This is a genomic window from Pseudobdellovibrionaceae bacterium (assembly GCA_015163855.1).
GTDB lineage: Bacteria > Bdellovibrionota > Bdellovibrionia > Bdellovibrionales > UBA1609 > JAAOIH01.
Genome location: JAAOIK010000010.1, coordinates 52,119 through 77,855 on the forward strand (window position 1 = coordinate 52,119; position 25,737 = coordinate 77,855).

A 25,737-nucleotide genomic window follows, 5' to 3' on the forward strand; every position below is an offset into this window, starting at 1 on the left:
TAACCTAGCTTAACTACATTCTGAAGATGTCACAATCTTCAGAAAAAACCACCTCCTTAATTAAAGAAAAATATCTGTTAGTAAGACAAAAACTTACCCCAGATAACTTGCCGCCTTTTTTTAAATGGTTATTTTACTTTGTTAAAAATACTAGCCGCAAACAACGATGGGTAACCGCTATTGGCCTTAGTTTATTTACTGTGCTTGTGCTGTTTTATGTTTTCCTGCAAGCCTACTTAACCTTGCCACAAATGATAGGCCTTGAAGACTATAAACCTTTAGAAATGTCACAGGTTTTGGATCGTAAAAATAATCTTGTGGCTCATTTTTTTAAACAAAAAAGAGTGGTTGTCCCCTTTGAAGACATACCCGAACATATGATTCAGGCCGTGATTGCAGCCGAAGATGCGCAGTTTTTTCAACACTCTGGTATTAATTATAAAGCCATCTTTCGAGCGCTTTTTGCCAACATTCGTGCAGGTAAAAAAGTGCAGGGAGCCTCTACCATTACACAACAAGTGGCAAGAAGCTTGCTTTTAACCAGAGAAAAAACTTATATTCGTAAATTTAAAGAAGCCATTTTAGCAAAACGAATGGAGTCTTCCTTAACCAAAGAAAATATTTTATATTTATATTTAAATCAAATTTACTTTGGCCAAGGAGCTTATGGAATAAAAGTGGCGGCTCGCACTTATTTTCACAAAGATATAAGCGACATTTCTATTGCAGAGGCTGCGATTTTAGCAGGGTTACCCAAAGCTCCCAGTGCCTATTCCCCCTACCGCCACCCTAAAAAAGCAAAAAATCGACAAACTTATGTTTTATCGCGAATGTTAAAAGAGGGTTTTATAACCGAAGAACAGCAAGAAAAAGCCATCAATGAAGAAATTAGCATTTATGCTTTAAAAAGTACAAACCTTGCCCCTTATTATGTGGAGCAACTACGGCAAGTTTTAGTAAAAAACATTGGGGAAAAAGCCTTGCTAGAACAAGGAGTAAGTATTTATACAGGCTTAGATTTAAAAGCCCAGCAAAGCGCACAAAAAGAAATACAAAAAGCTTTAAAAGCTTTAGATAAACGACAAGGTTTTAGAGGTAGCTTAAGCAACTTACAAGAATTTGCAAAAATAAAAGAATTTTTAGATCAACAGCGCACTGATATTATTTATAAAAAAACAGAAAAAAAAATACTACTTCCTAGCGGTGAGTTTAAACCCTTAGCAGAATTAAACTTACAAACCATTGAAAATTTAACTTCCACAACACCTCCCCTACCTTCTTATTTAGAGCCCGAAGATGTGCTACAAGCCGTAGTTACCGACATTGATGACCAGTGGGGTTTGGTGAAAGTTTGGGTGGCCGAAGCCCAAGGCATTATAGATATCGAATCTATGAAGTGGGCAAGAGTTCCCGATCCTAAAACATTTTATACCTTACAAGAAATAAAAAAACCCTCCCAAGCTTTAAAAGTGGGTGATGTTATTTTAGTAAAGATTGCAGCCTCTGTATTTTCTTCTTCTGATTTAAATAAAAAAATTCGTAAATATAATGATAATTATTATTCAGACCAAAATAAACCTTTAGTATTTTTTAACACTTCTACAAAAAAAGAAAGTGTGTTCAAAAAGCCTCTTGAAGAAACAGAAAGTTTAATTTCCTTACACCCCTACAATCACAAAAACATAAACTTAAAACAATTAACCAGTCGTTTTATAAAAGTGACTTTAGAACAAAAAACTCTAGTTCAAGCGGCCTTACTTTCTTTTGATCAAAAAACAGAAGAACTTATTGCTTTGGTTGGTGGAAAAAATTTTAAAACTTCTAAGTTTAATCGCTCAATACAAGCTAAGCGGCAAACAGGGTCGGCCTTTAAACCTTTAGTGTACTTGTCAGGCTTTGACAAAGGCTATCGCCCCAACAGCTCTCTTTTAGACGCAGCTTTAATTTTTAAAGAAGCCACCGATGCCACTGAAGAAAATTTAGAGGGCCAAAATACTAATGCTACAAAAAAAATTAACACTAAAGAAAATGCTTTATCTGCTACCGAAACAAAAGACTTGCCTGAAGAATTAGAAGAAAAAGAAGCAGAGGTTTGGAAACCAAAAAATCATTCTAAAAAATTTATTGGAGATATTTTATATCGCAACGCTTTAATACGCTCGATGAATGTTCCTAGCGTTCGATTGATTGAAAAACTTGGGGTTAAGTGGGTAGAAAAATACGCTAGGCGCTTAGGGATTTTTAGCCCTTTAAATTCTGACTTTACCTTAGCCCTAGGTTCCAGTGCCATTACTTTATACGAAATGACTCGCAGTTTTTCTCATATTGGTCGATTAGGAAAACGCATTCGACCTATTTTAATTCATAAAGTTTTATCCAAACAAGGTGAAATTCTGGCTCAAAATATACGGATAACCGACACTTTAAAACGATACACTAGCCACTTTGAACAAAAACAAGAGTCCTTACGATTGGCTTATTTACAATACCAAAAAGACAAAATCATTTACGAAAATTATCAAAAAAATCAAACTAACACCTCTTTAAAAAATACAGACGCTCAAAAAGCTCCCCAAAAACCACAGGCTTGGGTAAGCTTAGAAACTCCTGACGGACAAAGCTTTCGCGCTAACTTAGAAAAAGAACCCCCTTTATATTTTAAAGACCCCAACCAACTTTTAAAACCAACCACCGCCTACCTTGCATTAAGCTTACTAAAAGGTGTGGTGTCAGACCCTCATGGTACCGGCCGTAGAGCACAAATATTAAATCGTCCCACCGCAGGAAAAACGGGAAGCACTAACTCATATTATGATGCCTGGTTTACAGGGTTTACTAATCAAATTGCCACTGGCGTATGGGTTGGTTTTGATAACGAAAAAACTTTGGGCCGAGGGGAAGTGGGTGGCCGCGCCGCTTTACCCATTTGGATAGGTTATATGATGAGTGTTCACGAAAATTTGCCAGTAGAAAATTTTTCTGTCCCCGAAGGAATTATATTTATAAACATTGATAACAAAACTGGAAAGTTAGCCACTACACAATCTAAAGAAGTAGTACAACAAGCTTTTTTAGAAGGGACAGAGCCCAAATCCATTGGCGATAATTGGAAAGTTAACGAAAACCCCACAGAACAAGATGGCACAGAAAAAAAATCACCTTCTGCTTTAGAAAATGAAGAACCTAGCTCGGAAGATAGTGACTTTTTTAAAGAAGAGTTATCAGAATAAAGCACACTGTAATATGATTGAAGTTATTAAGGCGAAACAAAATAATTTAAAAAATATAAGTATTAAAATTAAAAAAAATACTTTTACGGTTATTTGCGGTCCCTCTGGTTCGGGAAAATCGTCTTTAGCTTTTGACACTTTATATGCAGAGGGGCAACGATTATACATTGATAGCTTACCCAACTATACTAAACAGTTTTTTAAAAAAGCGCTTAAGCCAAAAGTAGAAAATATTCTTAACATTCCTCCCACCATTGCCTTAGAACAAAAAAATACTGTGCAAAATAGTAGAAGTAGCGTAGCCAGCCTTAGTGGAGTTAGCGCTAATTTACAATCGTTATTTGCTCGGCTAGGAACAGCTTACTGCCCTACCCACAAAGAAGCTTTAACCGCTTACTCTGCAGATTTAGCCTGTTCGTTTGTTATTAACCACTTAGATAAAAACATGGGGGTTTATGTACTAATTCCCCTGCTAGAGGAAGTAAAAAATATTGCTCAGCTAAAGTTGGCCTTAACCACCGACGCCCTTACCCGCCTATGCCAATTAAGCAAAGATAAAAAGCAAATAGTGTCTTCTTTTAAAGTAGAGCAATTAACCAAAAAACAATCAAAAAATTTATACATTGTAATGGATCGCGTGTCGCTAAACGAAGATCCTAAACAACTTAAATCTCGGCTGCGTGATTCTATTCAAAGTGCTTATCATTATTTTATTAAATACAATCCTTCTTCTATATTTTCTCAATGCTTAATATTTAATAATAACAGCGAAAAAAAGGGCTCTAAAAAATCTGCATTCAAGGCCCTTAAACTAACGGAGAACTTAACTTGTTCGCAATGCGATTATCAAATGTCGCAAATACAAACGCATTTTTTTAACCCGCAAAGTGCTATTGGAGCTTGCCCTTCTTGCTCTGGGTTTGGACACACTTTAGAAATTGATGAAAAAAAAATTATACCCAACTCTCAGCTAAGCATTTACGAAGGGGCTATTGCTCCACTAAATATGCCTAGTGCTGTAAAAGATTTTAGAAAACTAAAAAAGTTTTGTGAAGAAGAAAATATCGACCTCCACACTAACTGGAAAGACTTAAAAGTTTTTGAAAGAAAACTAATTTGGGATGGCAGTAAAAAATTTTTTGGAATCAAGGGCTTGTTTAAATACTTAGAAACTAAAAAATACAAAATGCATGTTCGTATTTTTTTATCTCGATATAAAAGCCCTTGTTTATGTAATACTTGCCACGGAGGCGCCTTAAAAACCGACTATCTTAATATTTTTATTCAAAAACATTCGATATCTGATATTTTAAATCTTCGCGTAGAAGAAGCTTTGCAATTTATTACTCAATTGCAAAAAAAACAAAACTTATTAAAAGCAACCGATGCACAGCAAGGTGCGGTGGTTATTAAAAAATTAAAAAATGATTTAACTTATTTAAACAATTTGGGCTTATCTTATTTACATCTAAATCGACTTACCAAAACCCTTTCTGGAGGAGAGTTTCAGCGCTTAAATTTAGCAAAACAAATTTCTACTCAACTATCAGACAGTTTATATATTTTAGATGAACCCACAATAGGCTTGCACCCTGCCGATACCGATAAAATTATCAACGCCTTAAAAAAAATAAGAGAACAAGGCAATACCGTTGTTGTGGTAGAACACGACCCCGAGGTAATTTCTAATAGCTCGCACATAATAGAAATGGGGCCAAAATCGGGTATTCATGGTGGGGAGGTTATTTTTTCGGGAAATACAAAAGATTTTTTAAACTCCTCTAGCCCCACAGCAAAAGCCTTAGTTCACGCCCCTGCCCTGCACGCCAAACCTCGCCACTTAAAAAAAGTAAAAAAAATAAAACTGCTAGGTTGCCATGGACATAATTTAAAAAATATTAATTTAGAAATACCTTTAAATCGTTTTACTTGTGTAACGGGAGTTAGTGGCTCTGGAAAATCTTCGCTAATCACACAAACTTTTCTTCCCGCCCTTGAAGCTAAGTTAAAACAAGATTTTAAAATTAGCCTACCTCACAAAGAACTTCTTAATTACGAAAACATACAGTCGGTTTATTTCATTAATCAAAAGTCTGTGTCTGGCACCCAAAGAAGTAATTGTTTAAGTTACTTAAAAATATATGACACTATTAGAAAGCTGCTAGCTAGTACCAAAAAGGCTCAGTTATTAAAATTAAGTGCTTCGCATTTTAGTTTAAATGTAAATGCAGGACGCTGTGAAACTTGCGAAGGCTTAGGCTTTATTACTGTAGACATGCTATTTATGGATGAGTTAAAAATTACCTGCGAAGACTGTAAGGGCAAAAAATTTAAACCAGAGGTCTTAAGCGTTAAATTTCAAGGCCACAATATATTAGATATACTAAATATGAGCGTAGCCGAGGCGTTAAAACTTTTTTCTGCTTACCCTAAAGTTACCAAAGCGTTAAGATTATTAGAAACCGTGGGTTTGGATTATATTTCTTTAGGGCAAAACTCTAAAAATTTAAGCGGAGGAGAAAATCAACGCTTAAAAATTGCAAAAGAATTACAGTCTAGCCTTGGCGCCAATAACTGTTATATATTAGATGAACCTAGTACGGGCTTACATTTTTATGAAATTAGTTTATTAATAAAAGTAATACAGAAATTAGTAGATGCTGGAAATACAGTGATTGTAATTGAGCATAATTTAGAGATTATTAAAAATGCAGACTATGTGGTCGACATAGGCCCTAATGCAGGAGAAAAAGGTGGAGAACTAATATTTCAAAATACTGTTAATAATTTACTAAAAGAAAAAAATAACTTAACCGCTAAACATTTAAAAAAATATATAAATAACCAATGAAATACACTATACAATTTATAAAAAAAGAACTTCTGCAATTTAAACTAATTTTTATTTTTGCACTGCTTTTGGGTGTTATTTCGGGGGTAGCAAAATCTGCCTCTCCGTATATTATTAACCAGCTAATGAACTCTGTTTGGACTACAAACAATTACAGCCTAAACTACTCTATTATCATGTGCTTGTTGTTTTCTCTTACCTGGGTTATTTCGGCAGTTGCTCGTTTTTTTAACACTTTTATTATTGCCAAATTAACAGAAACCCTTATGGCTAAATTAAAGCAAAAGATATTTAATGCTTGCGTAAACTTAAACCCCAGTCTTTTTTTACAAAAATTTCCTAAAGGCGCAAGTTCTATCCTTAGTCAGTCTTTAGGTGATTTACAAATTATCTCTGCTGGAATAAACAATTTATCCACTATTTTTAGGGAGCCTTTTTTATTATTATTTTCTGCCATCTATATTATATATATAGACTGGAAGCTGCTAGCCTTACTGGCTGTTGTGTTTCCTTTAATTTCTTTTTTAAACAAAAAATTTATCTATTTATTAAAAAGCCAAAATCATAGCAATTTAGAATTACAAGAAGATGTAACACAAAACCTAAAAGAAGGCCTTGAGGGCCTAAGAACTATTCACAGCTTTGATTTACAAGAAGAGCTAACAAACAATTTTAAAACTAAAGTAGTTTCTTTTTTAAATATGCAAAAAAGAATTTTTAAAAAAGAACTTGCCATCTCTCCATTGTCAGAAATTTTTATGTCCCTAAGCATGAGCATAATTCTTTTGTATGTCGGACACCAAATTATGCAAAAACACCTAAGTATTGCCGACTTTACTTCTTTTTTATTTGCCGCCACTTTACTGCAAGCCTCCTTTAAACAGTTACAAACCGCTATGTTAAGGCTTCAAAAAGTAGAGGTGGCCTTAGAGCGACTAGCAACTTTGTTTGAAAAAACTTCTAATAACGAACAGCTAGCTAATAAAAAAACAAAACCACTAAAGCCTTGGTCGAGCATAAAAATCAATAACTTGTCCTACACCTATCCCAATAGCAAAAACCCTGCTTTAAAAAATATTAACTTTGAGTTGAAAAAAAATACAAGCCTTGCCATTGTTGGCGAAAGTGGTTCTGGCAAATCGACTTTGGTTAAACTAATTCAGGGGTTTTTACCTCCCCAACAAGGAAGTATTTATTTTGGCGAACAAAATATTGCCGAAGTTTCTTCCAAAGAACTATTGTCTAATATTAGTTTGGTAGACCAAAATATTTTTTTATTTTCCGCAAGCATTAAAGAAAATATTCTTTATGGAAACATACAAAAAAAACACGACGCCAACTTAGAAGAAGATATTATTTCTGCCGCAAAGCTGGCTGATGCGCATCAGTTTATTACAGAAAAACCCAAAGCTTATAATAGTTTTTTAAATGTAGAGGGTAATGAACTTTCTGGAGGGCAAAGACAAAGGTTAAATATTGCTCGTGCTTTATTTAAAAATGCTCCCTTACTTATTTTAGACGAAGCCAGCAGCGCCTTAGATGCCAAAAGTGCCGAAGCTATACAGTCCACAATAGATAAACTAATACCTCACACCACAAGCCTAATTATTACTCATAAATTGCACTCTTTAAAAACAGCAAACCATATTATTGTATTAGACAAAGGTTCTGTTGCCGAACAAGGCAGCCATGCGGAGTTAATGCAAAAAAAATCCCTATACTTTCGTTTAGCAGTAAAACAAGGCATTAGCTTAGACTAGGTTCTTTTGTTCAGGGTGGGGAGAGCGCCAAAAGGTTAGACTCTTTTGCGACTCAGCCCGAAGGGATGCCTGAGCAAAAGAGCCTAACCTTTTGGCCCTCTCCCCACCCTGAACAAAAAAGCCTAGCCTTTTGGCGCTCTCCAATTTATATAAAGTCGTTTAGTTTTTTTACAGTCCTGTCGATTATATTTACAACAACACAGAATAAAGAAATAAAGGGAAATATGAATTGGACAAATGTCGACAGCACTCATGTAATCGCTAAACTAAAGGGTTTATTAAAGTCTTGGTGGAACATAGAGGTTTTATTGGTAGATAACAACGGGGTTCTGCATGATACAAAAGTAGACTCAATGCTGGGTCATTTAAAACCGATTTTAACTCACAAAACTTTTTTAAAAAAAATAGAGTCAGTTAATTTAATTGCGATAAAAGAATTAAAGCATCTTAATAAAGATTATATATATAAAGAAGCTCATCATATGGGGCTAGAAAGTTTACACATTCCTATTAAATTTAATAAAGAGGTGTTAGGCAGTGTTGTTGCTGTTGGCTTTAAACATCAAGCTTCTGAGGTGTCTAATACTCTTCAATACCTATCTTTAAATGATAAGCAATTAAGCCAATTGTCTGCGGGGCTTCGCAACATTGCTGATTTAGAAAATAATCACCTTGTGGATATATTAAATTCGATTGCAGAAGAAATTCAATTAGTTTATGCAGAATTATCTAGCAAAGAAAAAATCTTATCAGAAATTACAAAAGAAGATTCTGTTTTTCGATATGGAAATATGATTGGTTCTTCAAAAAAAATGAAAGAACTTTATGAAGTTTTAGAAAAAATTAAATCGGCAAACAGTAGTATTTTAATTCAAGGAGAAAACGGAACTGGTAAAGAGCTGATTGCCCATTGCATTCATCAAAGTTCACAAAGAAAAAACAAAGCCTTTGTAATACAAAACTGCTCTGCCTTAAATGATAATTTATTAGAAAGTGAACTTTTTGGGCATGTAAAAGGTAGTTTTACGGGTGCTCATGCAGATAAAAAAGGTTTGTTTGAAGTCGCCAACAATGGCACGTTTTTTCTAGACGAAATTGGTGATACCAGCCCTAGTATGCAAGTAAAATTACTGCGCGTTTTGCAAGATGGCACTTTCCTTCCTGTGGGAGGAACTGAAACCAGAACCACCAATGTAAGAATTATTGCTGCCACCAATAAAAATTTAGAAAAAATGGTTGAAGAAGGAACTTTTAGAGAAGACCTTTATTACCGGTTAAATGTAATTAGTTTGCGCGCTCCTGCGCTTAGAGACCGTTCTTCTGATATCCCTATTTTAGTAACTTATTTTTTAAATCAGCAAATGAAAAAAAGTAAAAAAAATATTTTAATGTCTAAAGTAGCCATAGATAAGTTGCAACATTACTCGTGGCCAGGAAATGTGCGTGAGTTACAAAATGAAATTGAAAGAGCTGTGGTTTTATGTTCAAGCATAGGTAAAATTAATGAAAGCGATTTGTCTTTAAAAATTACCCATCACACCAATGACACGATTTTAGAAAATAAAAACATTAACGCCTTATCTCATTTTTCAGGAAAACTAAAAGATGCCTTAGCTAGTTTGGAAAAACAAATTCTTCAAGAGGGCTTGCGAAAAACGGGCGGAAACAAATCTAGACTTTCTAAAGAATTAGGAATTAGCCGAGCTAACCTAATTATGAAAGTAGAAAAGTATGGATTAGAAGTTAAGAAAAAAGCGGTTTAACTAAAGGGCGGGTTAATTTTTACCCCTCCCTTTTATAAATATAATTTTTTTTAAAAGTAATATCTGGCAGAAAGCTGAATAGTAGTGATGTCTTTTACATTGAGGCGTTCGTCATTAAGTGAATCAAATTCTTTAACAGAAGAAAGGGCTTTTTTTACGCCAAGATAGTGAAGTACCTCTAAACCAAAAGATACTTTTTTTATGGGGAAAAAATCTATTCCCAGCCCCAAAGCCCATAGCCCTATTTTGCTTGTCGCCGGATCCTCAAGAAAACCCTCTGCACAATCACTGGCCTTACACATATTATTTTCTGTAATTTTAATAAAAGAATATCCTGCTACAACATAGGGCATAAAATGCCTTTTTCTATCAATAGATTTGCGGACCTTCAGTAAGGTAGAAAACGAAAGTCCCGTGTTAACAACATACTTTGAATTATCATCTACAAAATCTTTTATATCTAGGTTAGAATAACCAAAAAAGGCTCGCCCCTCTAGACTTACAAAAGAATTAAAATGATAAGCCCCTGACAAACCAAAAGGCTTAATAGTATAGTCTGCCTTTTTTCCAACAGGGCTCCCTGCAAAAACACCCACAGACCAGTTAGATTTATTTCGCAATGCTCGCATTTGTCTTCTGTAAAAAGATTTATAGGCTCTATACTTTAACGCTCGTTTTCTTGCTGCGCGTTTTCTTGCTGCTTTTTTCTTTTTAAAAACAGAAGATCTTTTATGTTTTTTTGCAAAACCACTGTCCACATAAGAAACACTTACTAAACTAAAACATAATAAACTAAATATTATTTTTTTCATTTTACTCTCCAAGGATTAATTTGACGAATCTGTACATAGAGTATAAAAAAGCATTAAATAAACAATATAAATAATGAAAATCACTAACTAAGGACTAGGTCAACACTATGCAAGATAACTTTAACACTATTATTGAACCCTTCAAAATAAAAATGGTCGAAGCCATTAACATGAGTAACAAAGAAGAAAGAAAACTCTTTTTAAAAAAAGCCAACTATAACTTGTTTCTACTTAACTCCAATGAAGTTATTATTGATTTACTAACCGACAGCGGAACAGGGACTATGTCTTCTAAACAATGGGCTGCCTTAATTGATGGTGACGAGTCTTATGCGGGAAGTCGATCTTACCACGAAATGAAAGATGTTGTTTATCAACTAAGTAAAATGAAGCACATTTTCCCCACACATCAAGGCAGAGCTTCGGAGCGTATTTTATTTTCTTGTATAGTTAAAAAAGGCGTAAGCATTATTCCAAACAATACTCACTTCGATACCACTCGGGCGAATATTGAATACTTGGGAGGCAAGGCCGTTGATTTTACTAAAGGCACAGAAGACCCTATTTTTAAGGGCAATATGGATTTGGATTTATTAAAAGATTGCTTTGAAAAAAATCAAAAAAATATTCCTTTATGCATGATCACTATTACTAATAATTCTCGAGGAGGGCTGCCCGTTTCTTTAAAAAATATTAAAGAAACTAAAGCCTTGTGCGATCAATTTAATATTCCCTTATTTATAGACGCTTGTCGCTTTGCAGAAAATTCTTACTTTATTCAGCAATACGAAGAGGCTTATAAAAACAGTAGCATTTTAAAAATTATTCAAGACACCTTTTCTTATTGTGACGGGTTTACTATGAGCGCAAAAAAAGATGCCATTGTAAACATTGGAGGCTTGCTGTGTCTTAACGATGATACCTTGGCAGAAAAAGTTACCAATCAATTAATTTTAACCGAAGGCTTTACCACTTACGGTGGCTTGGCAGGAAGAGACATGGCCGCCATAGCTCAAGGTTTAAAAGAAGTTCAAGACGAAAGTTACTTAAAATACCGCATTGTATCTACTAGATACCTAGGCGAAGCCATTAAAAAAATAGGTATTCCCATTATAGAACCCATAGGCGGACACGCTATTTACATTGATGCAAAAAAAATGTTGCCTCATATACCTCCCACACAACTACCCGCCCAAGCCCTGGCCTGTCACTTATATGTTGAGGGAGGTGTTCGCAGTGTAGAAATTGGTTCTCTTATGTTTGGAAAGTGGGACGATAGTTTACAAAAAGAAATTTCGCACGACATGGAACTTTTACGGCTAGCCATTCCGCGCAGAACTTATACACAAAGTCATATTGATTATGTAATTGAAACTTTTGAAAGAGTATATAAACAAAAACAAAATATTAAAGGCTTACAAATTACCAAACAAGCCTCTTTGTTAAGGCACTTTTCTGCACATTTAAAACCTGTTGAATAATACTATTTTTTTCGTGTTATAAATTTAAAAGCTTGCAAAAAAGATTGGTCTAATAGCACCGTTAATACTTTAGAAAAATAGGGCCAGTCTGCCTTAGTTAAATAAGTATTGTTAGACTCCCAATACTCCCAAAATGTGTTCCAAACTTTTTCTTCTTGTTTTTTGTCTTTGTACTCTGTGCTAGTTTGTTTTTTTATAGTAAAAATATTTTTTACTAATTCAAATCTTTTAAAGATTAGCTCTAACAAGGCTTTGTCGGTTTTAACCAACTCTTCTCTTAACTGATGTAAATCTTTTTTAGAAGTTAGCGAAGGTTTTGACATAAAATATATAAAATAAAATTACTTTACTATACGAACAATAGAAAAATTATCTAAATTCTTTTGACAAGGAATACTAAAAATTCCTGTCCCTCCATGGGCAGAATCCACTTCCTCACCTTTAACATTCATAATCTTGTTTGCAGTAAATTGAAAAACACCAGAAGGAGAAACCACCTCTAGTTTTTGATTTACCTTTAACTTATTACGAACTTCAATATCTACACAACCTTCTAAACTGGATTTTTGACCAACCCCTAAAAAAACACTGTTTTTTGCGCGATCGGGAGTCGAAGCATAATCTTGAGCCGAGTGGTCGGGAGCTTTAATTAAAAACCCTGGGTGATAACCTCTGTTAGGAATTTTTAATAATTCGTCCATCAGCTGAGGGTTATATGGTCGCCCCTGCGCCAAATCATCAATGCCTTGTCTATACACTCGACTAACCATAGACACATAGTGAAGGGACTTTGTTCGCCCCTCTACTTTAAAAGAACAAATGCCCGCATCTTGCAATTCTTTTAAATGCGGCAACACACATAAATCTTTAGCATTCATAATATAACTGCCGTGCTCATCTTCTTCTACTGCATACAATTCGTCAGGGTTGCGCGCGTCTTTCATGTACATTTTCATAGGGTATCTGCAAGAATTATCGCACACGCCTTGGTTGGCATCGCGGTGACTCATGTAGTGAGACATTAAACACCGGCCCGAGTACGCAATACAAATAGATCCATGAACAAAAGCCTCTAATTCTAACTGAGGAACTTTTTCTTTTATTTTTTTAATTTCTGTAAGTCGCAATTCTCGGCTTAAAATAATACGACTCACTCCCAACTTATACCAAAACTCTGCGCTCTTCCAATTCATACAATTAGCTTGCACGGATAAATGAATTTCTTGCAAAGGAGCTCGCTCTTTAACAATCGCAATTAAACCCGGGTCACTCATAATAAAAGCATCGGCTTTTAACTTTAACAAATCTTCTAACTGCTCTTCAAAAGGTTTAATTTTAGTGTTTCTTCCAAAGATATTAATAGTTATATAAACTTTCTTTTTTAAGCTATGAGCATATTCCACAGCAAGTTTTAAATCCTCTAAAGAAATTTCATTTTCTCTAGCTCGTAAACTTAAAAAAGGAATGCCTGCGTAAACGGCATCTGCTCCATAAGCAAAGGCGTATCGCATTTTTTGTAAGCTTCCTGCTGGCATTAAAAGCTCTGGTTTTGTCATAATGTTTATATACAGGAGTCTTTAATTTCTGCAATTAAAAAGCTTTTATCTTTCTTCTTTTTAAAAAAGAAAGCCCTCCCAACTCAAAAGGGCAAACAAACAGCCGCTTTTGCTCAGGCATCCCTTTCTTGGGGTGCGAAGGGGCTTGCTGGGTGGCGGGGGCTGAGTCGCAAAAGCGGCTGTTTGTTTGCCCTTTTGGGATTTGCTTTCTTTTTAAAAAATTAAGAGGCGTTTAGTTTGCGGCTTAAATAGGGCTGGTTTTTTTATAGGGGTTTTAAGTTTTTTAATTGCTTTAGCAGTGGGGATATTTTTGCAAGGCCTTGGGGCCGTGTGGTGCAAAGGTTTAGGTAGGTGTTTTTATTAAGCTTTAACTGGGCAATGGTTTTTTTGCATTTAGCTAATTCAAAGTTGGGGTTTTTATATTTAAGCGTCCAAATTAAAGTTTTAATTTTTGTAAAGTATTGTAAAAATTGCCGCTCTGTAACGGCTACGCTTTTGCTTTGCTTTAAAGAAGGGGTATTGTTAGTAAAAAACTGTAGGGCTTTATTTTTCCAGTTAATTTTTTGTTTTGAGGCTATGCTTCGAACAGGATTGCTTTTTTTAATTAAATAGCTTGTTTTTTTTCCTTCAATTTTTTTTACCAATTGGTAGTGAGTGTTTTGACTGCTTAATTTTACACTGGCTACAACTTGTTGAGAAAAAAGTATGTCTAAACTTAAAGGATAATACAATATACTTGCGATTAAAAAATGTTTTAAAAAAAAACTAACTTCTCTATAGTAAAAAACTTTGTTTTGTTTTAGCATACTAGTATATATTTCGGTAAAAACAGAAAAAGACTTGAAAAGTCACCACCCTACTATAGGCTAAATTTATTCTTGGCTTTATAAATTATGCATTATTTTTTGTTATATAATTTTTTACTTATCTTAGCCCTGCCTTTCTATATTATTTACTATCTTGCGCTGTCTTTTAAAAATGCTGAGTATTTTAATCTATTGATGCAAAATTTTTCTTTTTTTTACAAAGATTCCTTGCCTTTACCAGCCCCTAATAAAGCAATTTGGTTACATGCCTCCTCTGTGGGCGAGGTTCAAGCCTTAAAGCCCTTAATTACAAGGCTTCTGCAAAACACTAGCTATAAAATTATAATCAGCACCATGACCATTACCGGGCAAGCGCAAGTTAAAAAAATGTTTGGCAAAAAGGTGTTCTCTATTTATAAGCCTTATGATTTAAAGTGCTTTAACTCGTGGTGTTTAAAAAAAGTACAACCAGACATGCTTATTGTTATGGAAACTGAACTTTGGCCCAACCTTATAAAGCAAGTTCATTTACAAAAAATTTCTTTATATTTAATTAATGCTCGACTTTCTGATAGGTCTTTAACCTCTTATAAAAAAATATTTTCGTTGGCAAAAGCCACTATCAATAGCTTTGATTATATTTTTACACAATCCCAAAAAGAGACAGAAAATTTTTTAAGCCTAGGGGCTAGCAAAGAGCGCTTGCACAATGCCGGCAACATTAAATACGACATTACTCTTCCTGATAACTTAAACACAATTAGCTTAAGCATAAAAGACCGTCTATTTGCTCCAGCTATACCAACGGCTAGTAGCTTTGCCTTTAAAGAAAAAACCGCTTTGCCTTCTGTGTGGATTGCGGCAAGCACTCACCACAATGAAGAAGAAATACTATTAGATATTCACCAAAGTTTACGCCAATCACAACCACAAGCTTTGTTAATTTTAGCCCCTCGCCACCCAGAACGGTTTTCTGCAGTGATAAACCTCTGTAAGCAAAAAAATATGCACTATATAACTAGAAGTTCAAAAAAACCTTGTAACCACAATACCGAAGTTTTTATTTTAGACAGTCTTGGCGAATTGCTTTACTTTTATCCACTAGCACAAATCGCCTTTATTGGAGGAAGCCTAGTCCCTATTGGAGGACATAATCCTTTAGAAGCCCTTGCCGTAAATACGCCCGTAGTATGGGGCCCACACATGTTTCATTTTACAGAAATAAAAAACACCCTTTTGCAAAATCATTTAGCCCTCGAGGTTTCCGAAAAAGATCAATTAAAACCTATTGTTCTTCAAGCTTTACAAAATTTGCAAAAAAAAGATTTTACCGATTTTTTTAAAGCCCACTCTGGAGCGGTAGACACTATTTATAATAAAATAACCTCTTAACCTTTACTACGATGCAAAAAACTTATAAAAATAATGTGTTAATAATATCTATACAACTAATTTAAAATGGGTATAAATTAAAACAAACACACTATAATAAAGGATTTTTTATGATTATCATTGGCTATTTATCTGCAGTATTAATTGGACTGTTTTTAGGATTGCTAGGTGGAGGCGGCTCTATTATGACCGTGCCTATTTTTGTGTACTTAATTGGTTTTAGTCCAAAAACATCTATTGCTTTAAGTTTAGCTGTAGTAGGCGCTGTTAGTTTAGTTGGCGTATTTAAACATTGGAAGTTAGGCCATGTAAACTTTAAAATTGTTGCGCTTTTTTCACCCTTTGCCATGTCAGGAACTTTTTTAGGAGCAAGACTTTCTCAAAAAGTTTCTGGAAGTTTTCAGCTTATTCTTTTTGCAACAGTTATGTTAATTGCCGCCATTTTTATGTTAAGAAAATCCAAAAAAACTACAGAAACCAAAGAGGTTAAACAAAAAACCAATTATTCTGCAAAAGACATTTCACTTATCGCTTTAGAGGGAATCGCCGTAGGTATATTGACTGGATTAGTGGGCGTTGGAGGTGGGTTTTTAATAGTGCCTGCCTTAGTATTATTAACTAAACTTCCCATGAAAGAAGCCATAGGTAGTTCGTTATTAATTATTTCTTTAAAAAGTTTTGCCGGTTTTTATGGATACCTCGATCAAGTAACTGTTGATTGGGGGTTTTTAATGCTATTTATTGGTATTGCCAGTGTGGGAATTATTATAGGAACTTATTTAATTAATTTTATTTCGCAAGAACAACTGAAAAAAAGTTTTGCTGTTTTTTTAATAATAATGGGCGTGTTTATTTTATATAAAAACCGAAATAAACTTTTATCTGTGAAAAATGCACAAACCTACCTTTTGCAAAAACAAAGTCACGCTTAGGAAAAAAACCTCAACCCGTTTAAGTGTTAATAAATTCATCCATGGCTTGGTTAGCTAGGTGGTCTGCCACCTCGTTACCCTCGTCTCCGCTGTGTCCCTTTACCCAGTGCCAGCCTACCTTATACTTTTGGTTAAGCTGGTCTAAGGCCAGCCACAATTCTTTATTTTTTACAGGTTTTTTATTTGCTGTTTTCCATGATTTTATTTTCCAACTCTTAAGCCACTCTTTAATGCCTTGAACTACATATTTTGAATCGGTGTATAAATCAATGGCAATATTATCCACATCGATAGCTTCTAAAGCTTTAATGGCTGCTGTTAATTCCATTTGGTTGTTAGTGGTGTTTTCCTTAGCCCCTTTTAATTTTTTATCATGGCCTTTATAGCGCAACCAAACACCCCAACCTCCAAGGCCAGGGTTCCCTCGACAACCACCATCTGTGTAAATAATAATTTTTTCCATAATCTGTAAAACAACAATACTGCGAAAATAAGTGCTTGTAAAATAAAGTTCTTGGTTAAAAAAATGGTAGGGGCTGGAGGACTTGAACCTCCGATCCTCCGGTTATGAGCCGGATGCTTTAACCAACTAAGCTAAGCCCCCAAAATAAAAAATCAAACACATCAAAATTTAACACCAATGTTGCTTACAAAAAGTGTACAAAAAAATGTGCGCACTAATCCTTGTTCTCTACAAAGTATTTTAATTTATCAGAGCGGCTTAGATGTCGTAATTTTTTTAAAGCTTTCGCTTCAATTTGTCTAATTCTTTCTCGTGTTACATTAAACCCTTGCCCCACCTCTTCTAAAGTGTGATCACTTTCTTCTCCAATTCCAAAACGCATTCGTAATACTTTTTCTTCTCGTGGAGTTAAAGTGGCTAATACTTGTCTAGATTGCTCGGATAAATTTAAACTAAAAATAGCTTGAGAGGGCGTTACCACCTTTGTGTCTTCAATAAAGTCTCCCAAATAAGAATCTTCTTCGCCCATAGGAGTTTCTAAACTAATGGGTTCTTTAGCAATTTTTAAAACTTTTTGCACTTTCTCTAAAGGCAATTCCATTTTTTTCGCAATTTCTTCGGGCTTTGGATCACGGCCCAACTCTTGAAGTAATAAACGAGAAGTTCTAACCAGTTTATTAATCGTTTCAATCATGTGAACAGGAACACGAATGGTTCGGGCTTGATCGGCAATGGCTCTAGTAATAGCTTGGCGAATCCACCATGTGGCATAAGTAGAAAACTTATAACCGCGACGATACTCAAACTTATCCACAGCTTTCATTAAGCCAATATTTCCCTCTTGAATTAAATCTAAAAACTGAAGACCTCTATTAGAATATTTTTTAGCAATAGACACCACCAAACGAAGATTGGCTTTTACTAATTCTGCCTTTGCTTTATCCGCTTTTCTTTCGCCCTTCCAAATAACCGTGTTGGTGTCTTTGACCCAAGAAAAATTCATATTGGTTTCTGAATTTAAGCGTGTTAACCGCTCATAGGCATCTTTGGATAATTTACAATGTTCTGAAAAATCATGGTAGCTTAACCCAGTGTCTTTTAACATTTTAGAAAGTTCTCTGTCAGAGTTTTCTACTAAAGCCAACCTGTCCCATAAAGAAGTTAAATCTTTAGAAAAAGTACGCTTTAAGGCATCGTCTTGGCGTTTTTGCAAAACACGCATGCGAGAAAGCAACATTTTAAATTTTACAATAATGCGGTCAATAGTTTTTCGATTAAAGTTAATAGCCTCAAAATCTAACATTAAAACTTGATTTAATTTTTGTAAGTCTTTAATTGCTTTTTCTCTTGCGGCTATATTAGAGTATTGGTTTTTTAAAGTAAGAAAGTAGGGCTTGGTTTTTTTTTCGTATTTTTTTACTTTATTAATTAAAGAATAGATTTTTTTCTCATACTCTTCTTCGTTATATTGGTGGTCTTCGTCTTCTAAACCACGAAAGATGGCTTTTACCTTAATGCGACCCGCCTTTAAGCGCGTTCCTAAATCAATAATTTCTGAGGTACCAATGGGGGAAAATAAAATAGCCTGAACAATTTCTCGTTCCCCTCTTTCTATTTCTTGAGCTAACTCAACCTCACCTTCTCGAGTTAATAAAGAAACCCCTCCCATTTTTCGTAAATATAAGCGAACGGGGTCATTATTTTTAGTTACTGCCGCCTTTACCTCTGTAGAAGCGCCCGTTAAGTGGTCTAAGTCTACCTCTGCATCCGCGGGCTGCAACTTCCAGTTGATTTTAATCGTTTTTTCTAACAATGCCTGCATTAATTTTTGCAGTGCCTCTACAGCTACAAAGTTTAACGGTAGGGTTTCTTCGATATCTTTTATAGATATGCCTACCTCTTCTCCTGCTAATAATTGTATTTTGGCAACCAAACTTTCTACTAAATCTAACTGGTCAGCTAAAGACATTTTTTTTATCTTTAAAGCTTTTTTCTTGGTAGTAGTCTTTTTTATCATAATATTCCTTTCTTTATCTCTAATAGTTACTCTTCAGTAGCTTTATCACTTTGCTTAGGAGACTTAAATGCTTTTTGTATTTTCATATATTGCTCTAAACTATCTTGCGAAAACTCTTCTGACTTTATTTTTAAACTTAAGTTTTTAGCTACATTGCGAGCTTTAATAGTTTTTAGCTTATTTAAGCAGTCGCTCATCAATTGGTTAGCTTCACTGTTTTTTAAATCGCACATAGGTTTTTCCATATAATGCATAATAGCTGATTGAGGAAAAACAATATTAACAATTTCACCAGCTAGTCTATCAAATTTTTGAGAATTTTGTCTATATATTTGCTCTAATTTATCAAAAAATGCAATGGCCTGTGGGCTAACGCAAATCTCTTCCTTTTTTTGCCCAAAAAGCTGTAAAAAATAAGATTCTTCTTTTAAAGATAAGTTTATCAAATCTAGCTCCGCAGGATAAACCTCATTTAAGTTTATTCTTTCTGTAGAGGTTTCGGTAGAATTTGGCTTTTCCGAACCTGAGGTTTTTTTGAGTGCAGGGCTGTCCGTAAGCTTTGGTGCAGAAACGGGGTTGGTTTTTTTATAAGCGGTTTCTTTTTTAGAAACCTTCATCGCTTCACTTACCCACTGTTCTGTTTGTTGTAGGCGGTCAGCAAGTTCTTTAATGTATAAGTCTTTTAATCGCTCGTCTAAAATACTGTTTAAAATGGGCTGTAGTTTATCTATAATTTTTACCTTATCAATAGCTCCTCCATGATAAGATTCAAAGCTGTGATTTAAAATGCTGTAAAACAAATCTTGAGCAAGGTTAATTTTTTTCTTAAACTCTTGAGCTCCAAATTGATTAATAAAATCATCGGGGTCTACACCCTTTTCTAAAGACAGAGTTTTTACATACAAGGATTCTTGCAGTAATATAGGTAAGCTTTTTTCGGTGGCTTGTTTTCCCGCTTGATCGCCGTCAAATAATAAAATAACATTTTTTGTGTATCGTTTTAAAATGCGCGCGTGCCCCTCGGTAAGAGCCGTTCCTAATGTGGCTACAACATTTTTTATGCCCGCCTGGTATAAAGATAAAAAATCCATATAGCCTTCTACCACAATCACATAATCTTTGCTTCGTATATGCTTGGCAGAAAAAAACAAACCATATAAAACTTCTCTTTTTTTAAATAATAGGTGCTCTGGACTGTTAATATACTTGGGCATTTCGTCACCAAAAGCCCTTCCTCCAAAAGCCAACAACTCTCCCTGACTAGAGTGAATAGGAAAGATAAATCGATCTCTTAGGGTGTCATAATAATCCCCTGCCTGAGGATCTACTTTATTTTGCGAAGTTTTTTTTATTTGAACTAGCCCCAGCGCATGTAGCTTTTTTAAATCTAATTTATTGTCCACCGCATACTCAACTAAGCCTGACCACTGAGGGCTAGAGAACACTAAACTTAACTCTTTAATGCCTTCGGGCTTAATGTTTCGTTTGCTTAAAAATTGCGTTACTTTTGAAGTTTTAGATAAATTAGCCCATTGAGTAGAAAAATATTGTAAGGCTTTTTGGTTTAGATGTAAAAAATCTTTTTTAAGATTTTCTTCTTTGGTAGTATTTTTTTTAAAATCTTTGTATGGTGTTTTTGTTTTTTCCAATGGAATTGAGCCGCGACGAGCTAGATGCTCCACAGAATCTATAAAGGAAAATCCACGAATATCTTTTAAAAACGAATAAGCATTCCCGCCCCTCTTACAGCCAAAACAATAATAAACCTGTTTAGAGGAAGAAACACTAAAGCTTGGTGTTTTTTCACTATGATCAGGGTACGGGCATAGTCCTACTAAAGCATCGTTAGATTTTTGCTTTAATACGCTATGCTCGCCAACAATTTCTGCTAAATCATTGGCATACATTACTTTTCTAATAAAATCTTTACTATACATTAAGGTTGTAGTTGCTCTCTAACAATACCGCTGGCTAGTTGAGAGTCTAAACGCCCTTGTGACTTCTCTTTTAACGCCTTCATAACATTGCCCATATCTTTAACTGAAGTGGCTTTTAATTCTTTAATAATACTATTAATTAATTGTTCTGTTTCTTCTTTGCTTAAAGCTTGTGGTACATATTTTTGAATAATTTTATTTTCTGCACCTAACTTAGTAACTGTCTCTTCTTGGCCGGTTTGCTTGTATTGCTCAATGCTATCTTGGTTTTGTTTTAAATGTTTTTTTAACACTCCGATAATGTCGGAATCAGAAATCTCTTTAGGGCGTAATTCAATTTCTTTATTTTTAATGGCTGCCAAAATAAAACGAATGCTAGAAAGAGTAGCACTCTCTCTAGCTTTCATGGCGGCTTTCATATCTTCATTGATTTGTGCTTTAATGCTCATAATCTTAATATCTCTGCTGTTGTTTTTTAGTTTTAAAGTTACGCTTTTTTGCTTCTTCTCTTTTCTTTTTTAAGCGAACACTTGGTTTTTCAAAATGCTCTCGTTTTTTAACTTCTGCTAAAACACCTAGGCGCTCGCAAGATTTTTTAAAACGACGAAAAGCTCTTTCAAAAATATCATTTTCTCGAATTTTCACCAATGACAAAACATTCACCACCTTTATTTGTGCATTCACACACTTGTCTAATTACTTGTGTAATTTTATAACCTATGGTTTAACAAAGAATACTCAACTTGACAAACCTATAACCTCTAAAAACATGACCAAGACCACTCTTTTTTCCCCTCAAGACACAAAATTCATGGACGAAGCCTTAAAACTGGCCGAAACTGCTGCTGCACAAAAAGAAGTGCCTGTGGGAGCGGTTATTGTTTATAAAAATACTATTATCGCCCGAGCTCATAATGAAAAAGAAAGGCGTGGCGATGCCACAGCCCATGCCGAGATTTTAGCCCTTAAGCAAGCCCAAAAAGCCTTGCAAAATTGGCGCTTACAAGACTGCACCTTGTTTGTAACCTTAGAACCTTGCCTAATGTGTGCTGGGGCTATTTTAGGAACTAGACTCTCAAAACTGGTTTATGGGGCAAAAGACCCAAAAACAGGAGCCGTTCATTCTCTTTTTAATACACTTCAAGACCATAGGCTAAATCATCAAGTTCACACAAGGCAGGGCTTACTAGAAAAAGAATCTAGCCTATTATTAAAGCATTTTTTTAAACAAAAACGCCAAGGTTAAAACAGCAAAACCAAGCTACTTTCTTAATAGTTTAATTTATGCTAGTAATTACCTAGAGTTTTTTGCTGGAGAGGTGGCCGAGTGGCTGAAGGCGCACGCTTGGAAAGCGTGTAAGCGTTAATCCGCTTCGAGGGTTCGAATCCCTTCCTCTCCTCCATTTAATAAAATTTTTTAAAAAATTATTTTAAAACGCTAAAGTTAGGGTCACAGTTTTCTACTATGCTGATCATGTTGGCAAAATTTTGTTTGGACGCCGCCTTCCAAAAATTCTCTTTACAGTCATTAAGGCCTGACAATATATCGTGCCCTCCCTTTTTTGCAGTAATAAAATATTTATGCTTTTTATTTTTTTGCCCTTTATAGTGAGACAAGGCATTATCAAGAGGTACTGCTATATCCCAAGAACCCTGAAAATAAATTACGGGTGTAGTTTTAATTTGCCAGTTATTAGAATTCCAAAACTGTGACTCGTCTGCATTATCCTGCAAACCTCTGTAAATTTCTTTTTGTGTTATAACTTTAAAAAGCAAAGACTTTTCACTGGTATTATTAAGAGTGTCTTCTTTCTTGGGCGAGGCGCCAAGCGCACGGTCTATTTGTTTTGGTGCGTAAGCTTTAACTTGATTTTTTAAAATCTGTAAATGTTGTTTTAACTCTAAATAACGGTAACCGTTTTTGCTGGTAGAGCTCATTTGCGAAAGAGTTTGCCCTAGGTTTTTTAAAAATGTTTCTAGCTCCACTTCATAGGAAAAATAGTTAAAACCTATTGTTAGTTTGGCAAAAATCATATTAAGCCATGTTTGTGTTTTTATCCCCAAGGGAAATACAAAATCTTCGCTGTTGGTAATGGCGGCAACATTAGGGGGAAATAATTTTTGCAGCCTTTCGCTAAGCCCGCTATATAACTGTCCCCAAACAGCTTGTACATTTTTTGCTTGATCATCAATATGAATAGAATGACCAAGAACTCCCGTAAGCAATACAGCCTGTGGCTTTAAAAGACCTTCTTTGTTTTCGATATAATGAACTAGTTGAGTGGCAACAACCGTTCCGTAAGACCTGCCTACAATAATATAATTACTTAATTTTTCTTTTTTTATTAACGCAACCAAATCTTGCACAATGTTTTTTGTTGAGTAACTAGAGCTGGGCAAATTGTTGTTAGCATTACAATCTACACTGCGTGGCCCTGTAAGAATGACATTAGACTGAATGGGCAAACCCCAATAAAGTTCTGTGTCTGTACTACGCCTTGCTGTGACAGGATCCATAAATGTTGCCTGACTATCGGTCATTGCACTTCTGCCAGGCCCCCCTGGAATAATAATAAATGTAGGCTTAGAAGAATCATTATGCTTAGTGATTTTTTGGTAATAATAAGTAAACATTTTTTTAGAGCTAGAGTCCACTTTTGCCTGCACCGCTTTAATACTCTTGTCCAAGCAATGTTCTGGCAACTTTACCTGTTGCGCATAAACAGGCACCGTAAATAAAAAGGAGATAATTACCACCACAAGAGTGTTATTATTTAGTGTTTTCATAACTGTTCCTTTAAATTTTTCCAATCTTTTAGTACCTGAAAAATATCTTTAAACATTAACTCTTCTTGTTTTTTCTTGCTAGTCTTTAGCGTTACAAAGCTGGCTCTGCTTTGGCTTAGTTTTCTTTTTTTATTTAAAAGATTTATTAATTTTTTTTGCTTAGCTTTTTTAGTAGCGTAATAGTTTAAAATATTTTTTTCATTTGCACTATTTGCCCATGCCGATGCCAACTTTCCTGGATTGGAAATCGTTCTTGGTAAATCGCTTTCTACAATTAAATTTTTTGGATAAAACTGTAAAGCTAAAGGAAAGTTAAACACCATGTCTGCACTTACTCCTGTTTGCTGTATGGATTTTCCTAAAACCGAAGCCCAAAACACATCGGTTAATTGTAAATGTTCATAATTAGCTTGAGCCGTGCCTTTTCCAAAGCTGCGAGCCGTTCCAAGCACTATGGCAATGCCTGCCTCTTGCAAACCTAGCGCTAATATTTCGGCAGAGCTAGCAGACGCTTGGTTAATTAAAATTACAATAGGCTTGTTTGCAAAATAAGGTTGGCGATTACAAAAAAATAATAAAGCTTCTAAAGCTTTTTCACTTTTACTAAAGCCAAGCATTGGCGCATACCAAACGGGTTTTTCTTTAGCTTCTTTAAATTTACCAACACCGCTATTGTCATAAGGTTGCTCTTCTTTTTTTGCACTCAAAGAAGGGCCACAAGATTTTGATCTTGCCAACTTAGAGGTGTAAACTAAACTTCCTAAAATTCTAATAGCCTCGGAGAAAGAACCTCCTAAATTATTTCGAACATCAATAATTAACGCACTCGATTTTGAATCTAATGTTTTTAAAGCTTGAATAAAATCTTCGGATACAGAATTGTCAACTATGCTGGGAGTATAAAAATGAGAAAACTGTATATACGCTACCTTTTTCTTTAATAATTTAGACTGAAATCTTTTTGCTTTTTGAGTGGCGCTTACTTTGTTTTCTATGCTTGTAAAAACACTCTTGCTTCTTTTATAAAAAGAGTGTGCGTCCATGGAATTTACAAGAGCTGCCATAAGCACATGATTTTTATATTGGCTGCTATGTACGGCCCCGCCATTTATTGCGACATTATAAATGCGTTTAATTGCTTGGTTTAACACCAAACTTTTACTACCTAAAGCAGAACTTTGTTTTAAAAGCGAGTTATACTCAAAACGAACAACTTGCATAATAGAAAACTGTTTGTCGGTTTGAATATACTTGCCAATGCCTTTTAAGGAACTAAAATTAGAAAGATTATTAATATCTTTTAACGAAATTTTTGCCCAAGGTTTTTTTAACAAAGCCTCTAGTTTTAAAACCACCTTTGGATTAAAAAAGGAAACAAATTGATAAATAAAATGATTAAACTGTGTGGATAAAATATTTTTTTCATACCATGCCTTTAGCTTTAGTTGATTAGATTTATATTTTTTAAAAACATTGCTATACCACTTACAGTTGCCAGATAATATTTGCCGAAAAATACCCGTTTTGTTTGTGTTTTTTAATTGAAGCTTTTCTTCTTCTGTAAAAAATAATTGGTTAGGGTCGATATGTTTAAATATATTATCTGCAATAAAGGGCTCTATTTTTGATGGGTCAAAAAAATTAGATGGGCTAAGGCTAGGGGCAATATAAAGCGAGGAGTTTAGCAAAGCTTTATAGCCCGAGGCCACTTTTGCGCAACTTAGCTCTGAAGTTGTACTAAAAATAGACAGATTATTTTGCCCGTATGGCATAGCATGGGCGCTAATAGAGCACAGATAGCCTATGAGCCCTGTACAGTACAATATTTTTTTAAAACTTTGCCTCATAAGCATAATAAAGCAAGTATTATGCCCGCCAACGCCTATTTCTGCTGTATTTGCCACTTAAAATTTATGTGACCTTTTTTATTTTTGCGCCGTTTATTTTTGC

At 34.8% G+C, this 25,737-nt stretch carries 19 protein-coding genes and 2 tRNA genes; 9 read left to right on the forward strand and 12 right to left on the reverse strand.

The genetic code is table 11. From position 1 onward, the window contains the following. Positions 1 to 26: 26 nt before the first annotated feature. The 4 genes from HAW63_01575 to HAW63_01590 all read left to right on the forward strand — a co-directional run bounded on the left by HAW63_01575 (position 27) and on the right by HAW63_01590 (position 9,604). Positions 27 to 3,230, forward strand: coding sequence for a penicillin-binding protein 1A (locus HAW63_01575; protein MBE8162661.1), 3,204 nt, complete (start codon positions 27 to 29; stop codon positions 3,228 to 3,230). Between the two features lie 13 nt (positions 3,231 to 3,243). After that, positions 3,244 to 6,081, forward strand: coding sequence for an excinuclease ABC subunit UvrA (gene uvrA, locus HAW63_01580; GenBank protein ID MBE8162662.1), 2,838 nt, complete (start codon positions 3,244 to 3,246; stop codon positions 6,079 to 6,081). Continuing rightward, positions 6,078 to 7,841, forward strand: coding sequence for an ABC transporter ATP-binding protein (locus HAW63_01585; GenBank protein MBE8162663.1), 1,764 nt, complete (start codon positions 6,078 to 6,080; stop codon positions 7,839 to 7,841). The genes uvrA and HAW63_01585 overlap by 4 nt, the downstream gene beginning before the upstream one ends. Positions 7,842 to 8,065: 224 nt before the next feature. After that, positions 8,066 to 9,604 carry a sigma 54-interacting transcriptional regulator gene (locus tag HAW63_01590; GenBank protein MBE8162664.1) on the forward strand — a complete coding sequence of 513 codons (1,539 nt, stop codon included), beginning with the start codon at positions 8,066 to 8,068 and terminating at the stop codon, positions 9,602 to 9,604. 50 nt (positions 9,605 to 9,654) lie between these two features. Here HAW63_01590 and HAW63_01595 read toward each other — a convergent pair whose 3' ends face one another. Further along, entirely contained in the window at positions 9,655 to 10,416 is a 762-nt protein-coding gene (locus tag HAW63_01595) for a hypothetical protein (GenBank protein ID MBE8162665.1), read from the reverse strand. A gap of 107 nt (positions 10,417 to 10,523) precedes the next feature. Between HAW63_01595 and HAW63_01600 the strand changes: the two genes are divergently transcribed. After that, positions 10,524 to 11,897 (forward strand): tryptophanase, encoded by a 1,374-nt coding sequence (locus HAW63_01600; protein MBE8162666.1) that lies wholly within the window; start codon positions 10,524 to 10,526, stop codon positions 11,895 to 11,897. A 2-nt stretch (positions 11,898 to 11,899) separates the two neighbouring features. On the opposite strand, the gene HAW63_01605 is transcribed toward HAW63_01600, so the two are convergent. The 3 genes from HAW63_01605 to HAW63_01615 all read right to left on the reverse strand — a co-directional run bounded on the left by HAW63_01605 (position 11,900) and on the right by HAW63_01615 (position 14,259). Beyond that, positions 11,900 to 12,220, reverse strand: coding sequence for a hypothetical protein (locus tag HAW63_01605; GenBank protein MBE8162667.1), 321 nt, complete (start codon positions 12,218 to 12,220; stop codon positions 11,900 to 11,902). Positions 12,221 to 12,238: 18 nt separating this feature from the next. Further along, complete coding sequence (locus HAW63_01610) at positions 12,239 to 13,453, reverse strand: U32 family peptidase (protein ID MBE8162668.1); 1,215 nt, start codon at positions 13,451 to 13,453, stop codon at positions 12,239 to 12,241. Between the two features lie 263 nt (positions 13,454 to 13,716). Continuing rightward, positions 13,717 to 14,259, reverse strand: coding sequence for a hypothetical protein (locus tag HAW63_01615; GenBank protein MBE8162669.1), 543 nt, complete (start codon positions 14,257 to 14,259; stop codon positions 13,717 to 13,719). 195 nt (positions 14,260 to 14,454) lie between these two features. Between HAW63_01615 and HAW63_01620 the strand changes: the two genes are divergently transcribed. After that, positions 14,455 to 15,651, forward strand: a complete 1,197-nt coding sequence (locus HAW63_01620) for a 3-deoxy-D-manno-octulosonic acid transferase (GenBank protein MBE8162670.1) — start codon at positions 14,455 to 14,457, stop codon at positions 15,649 to 15,651. 110 nt (positions 15,652 to 15,761) lie between these two features. After that, positions 15,762 to 16,583: a sulfite exporter TauE/SafE family protein gene (locus HAW63_01625; GenBank protein ID MBE8162671.1), complete on the forward strand. Its 822-nt coding sequence runs from the start codon at positions 15,762 to 15,764 to the stop codon at positions 16,581 to 16,583. Positions 16,584 to 16,602: 19 nt separating this feature from the next. Here HAW63_01625 and rnhA read toward each other — a convergent pair whose 3' ends face one another. The 6 genes from rnhA to HAW63_01655 all read right to left on the reverse strand — a co-directional run bounded on the left by rnhA (position 16,603) and on the right by HAW63_01655 (position 21,654). Continuing rightward, entirely contained in the window at positions 16,603 to 17,046 is a 444-nt protein-coding gene (rnhA, locus tag HAW63_01630; GenBank protein MBE8162672.1) for a ribonuclease HI, read from the reverse strand. Between the two features lie 64 nt (positions 17,047 to 17,110). Further along, positions 17,111 to 17,187, reverse strand: a tRNA-Met gene (locus HAW63_01635). A gap of 73 nt (positions 17,188 to 17,260) precedes the next feature. Next, positions 17,261 to 19,063, reverse strand: coding sequence for an RNA polymerase sigma factor RpoD (gene rpoD, locus HAW63_01640; GenBank protein MBE8162673.1), 1,803 nt, complete (start codon positions 19,061 to 19,063; stop codon positions 17,261 to 17,263). Positions 19,064 to 19,089: 26 nt separating this feature from the next. Further along, complete coding sequence (locus tag HAW63_01645; protein ID MBE8162674.1) at positions 19,090 to 21,000, reverse strand: DNA primase; 1,911 nt, start codon at positions 20,998 to 21,000, stop codon at positions 19,090 to 19,092. Beyond that, on the reverse strand, positions 21,000 to 21,449 hold the full coding sequence (locus HAW63_01650; protein MBE8162675.1) for a GatB/YqeY domain-containing protein: 450 nt from the start codon (positions 21,447 to 21,449) through the stop codon (positions 21,000 to 21,002). Before HAW63_01650 ends, HAW63_01645 begins: the two co-directional genes overlap by 1 nt. A 4-nt stretch (positions 21,450 to 21,453) precedes the next feature. After that, positions 21,454 to 21,654 (reverse strand): 30S ribosomal protein S21, encoded by a 201-nt coding sequence (locus HAW63_01655; protein MBE8162676.1) that lies wholly within the window; start codon positions 21,652 to 21,654, stop codon positions 21,454 to 21,456. A 157-nt stretch (positions 21,655 to 21,811) separates the two neighbouring features. Between HAW63_01655 and HAW63_01660 the strand changes: the two genes are divergently transcribed. Beyond that, positions 21,812 to 22,246, forward strand: coding sequence for a nucleoside deaminase (locus HAW63_01660; protein MBE8162677.1), 435 nt, complete (start codon positions 21,812 to 21,814; stop codon positions 22,244 to 22,246). A 67-nt stretch (positions 22,247 to 22,313) separates the two neighbouring features. Further along, positions 22,314 to 22,403 (forward strand) — tRNA-Ser (locus tag HAW63_01665). Between the two features lie 22 nt (positions 22,404 to 22,425). On the opposite strand, the gene HAW63_01670 is transcribed toward HAW63_01665, so the two are convergent. Continuing rightward, a complete protein-coding gene (locus HAW63_01670; GenBank protein ID MBE8162678.1) occupies positions 22,426 to 23,787 on the reverse strand; it encodes an alpha/beta hydrolase in 1,362 nt (453 codons plus the stop codon). After that, entirely contained in the window at positions 23,784 to 25,634 is a 1,851-nt protein-coding gene (locus HAW63_01675; protein MBE8162679.1) for a hypothetical protein, read from the reverse strand. Before HAW63_01675 ends, HAW63_01670 begins: the two co-directional genes overlap by 4 nt. Positions 25,635 to 25,737: the final 103 nt, after the last annotated feature.

What these genes read in the sequence shown, in the direction of transcription:
- HAW63_01575 (MBE8162661.1), top strand. Translation starts at nt 27, where the DNA reads ATGTCACAATCTTCAGAAAAAACCACCTCCTTAATTAAAGAAAAATAT.
- uvrA (MBE8162662.1), top strand. Translation starts at nt 3,244, where the DNA reads ATGATTGAAGTTATTAAGGCGAAACAAAATAATTTAAAAAATATAAGT.
- HAW63_01585 (MBE8162663.1), top strand. Translation starts at nt 6,078, where the DNA reads ATGAAATACACTATACAATTTATAAAAAAAGAACTTCTGCAATTTAAA.
- HAW63_01590 (MBE8162664.1), top strand. Translation starts at nt 8,066, where the DNA reads ATGAATTGGACAAATGTCGACAGCACTCATGTAATCGCTAAACTAAAG.
- HAW63_01595 (MBE8162665.1), bottom strand. Translation starts at nt 10,416, where the DNA reads ATGAAAAAAATAATATTTAGTTTATTATGTTTTAGTTTAGTAAGTGTT.
- HAW63_01600 (MBE8162666.1), top strand. Translation starts at nt 10,524, where the DNA reads ATGCAAGATAACTTTAACACTATTATTGAACCCTTCAAAATAAAAATG.
- HAW63_01605 (MBE8162667.1), bottom strand. Translation starts at nt 12,220, where the DNA reads ATGTCAAAACCTTCGCTAACTTCTAAAAAAGATTTACATCAGTTAAGA.
- HAW63_01610 (MBE8162668.1), bottom strand. Translation starts at nt 13,453, where the DNA reads ATGACAAAACCAGAGCTTTTAATGCCAGCAGGAAGCTTACAAAAAATG.
- HAW63_01615 (MBE8162669.1), bottom strand. Translation starts at nt 14,259, where the DNA reads ATGCTAAAACAAAACAAAGTTTTTTACTATAGAGAAGTTAGTTTTTTT.
- HAW63_01620 (MBE8162670.1), top strand. Translation starts at nt 14,455, where the DNA reads ATGCAAAATTTTTCTTTTTTTTACAAAGATTCCTTGCCTTTACCAGCC.
- HAW63_01625 (MBE8162671.1), top strand. Translation starts at nt 15,762, where the DNA reads ATGATTATCATTGGCTATTTATCTGCAGTATTAATTGGACTGTTTTTA.
- rnhA (MBE8162672.1), bottom strand. Translation starts at nt 17,046, where the DNA reads ATGGAAAAAATTATTATTTACACAGATGGTGGTTGTCGAGGGAACCCT.
- rpoD (MBE8162673.1), bottom strand. Translation starts at nt 19,063, where the DNA reads ATGATAAAAAAGACTACTACCAAGAAAAAAGCTTTAAAGATAAAAAAA.
- HAW63_01645 (MBE8162674.1), bottom strand. Translation starts at nt 21,000, where the DNA reads ATGTATAGTAAAGATTTTATTAGAAAAGTAATGTATGCCAATGATTTA.
- HAW63_01650 (MBE8162675.1), bottom strand. Translation starts at nt 21,449, where the DNA reads ATGAGCATTAAAGCACAAATCAATGAAGATATGAAAGCCGCCATGAAA.
- HAW63_01660 (MBE8162677.1), top strand. Translation starts at nt 21,812, where the DNA reads ATGGACGAAGCCTTAAAACTGGCCGAAACTGCTGCTGCACAAAAAGAA.
- HAW63_01670 (MBE8162678.1), bottom strand. Translation starts at nt 23,787, where the DNA reads ATGAAAACACTAAATAATAACACTCTTGTGGTGGTAATTATCTCCTTT.
- HAW63_01675 (MBE8162679.1), bottom strand. Translation starts at nt 25,634, where the DNA reads ATGAGGCAAAGTTTTAAAAAAATATTGTACTGTACAGGGCTCATAGGC.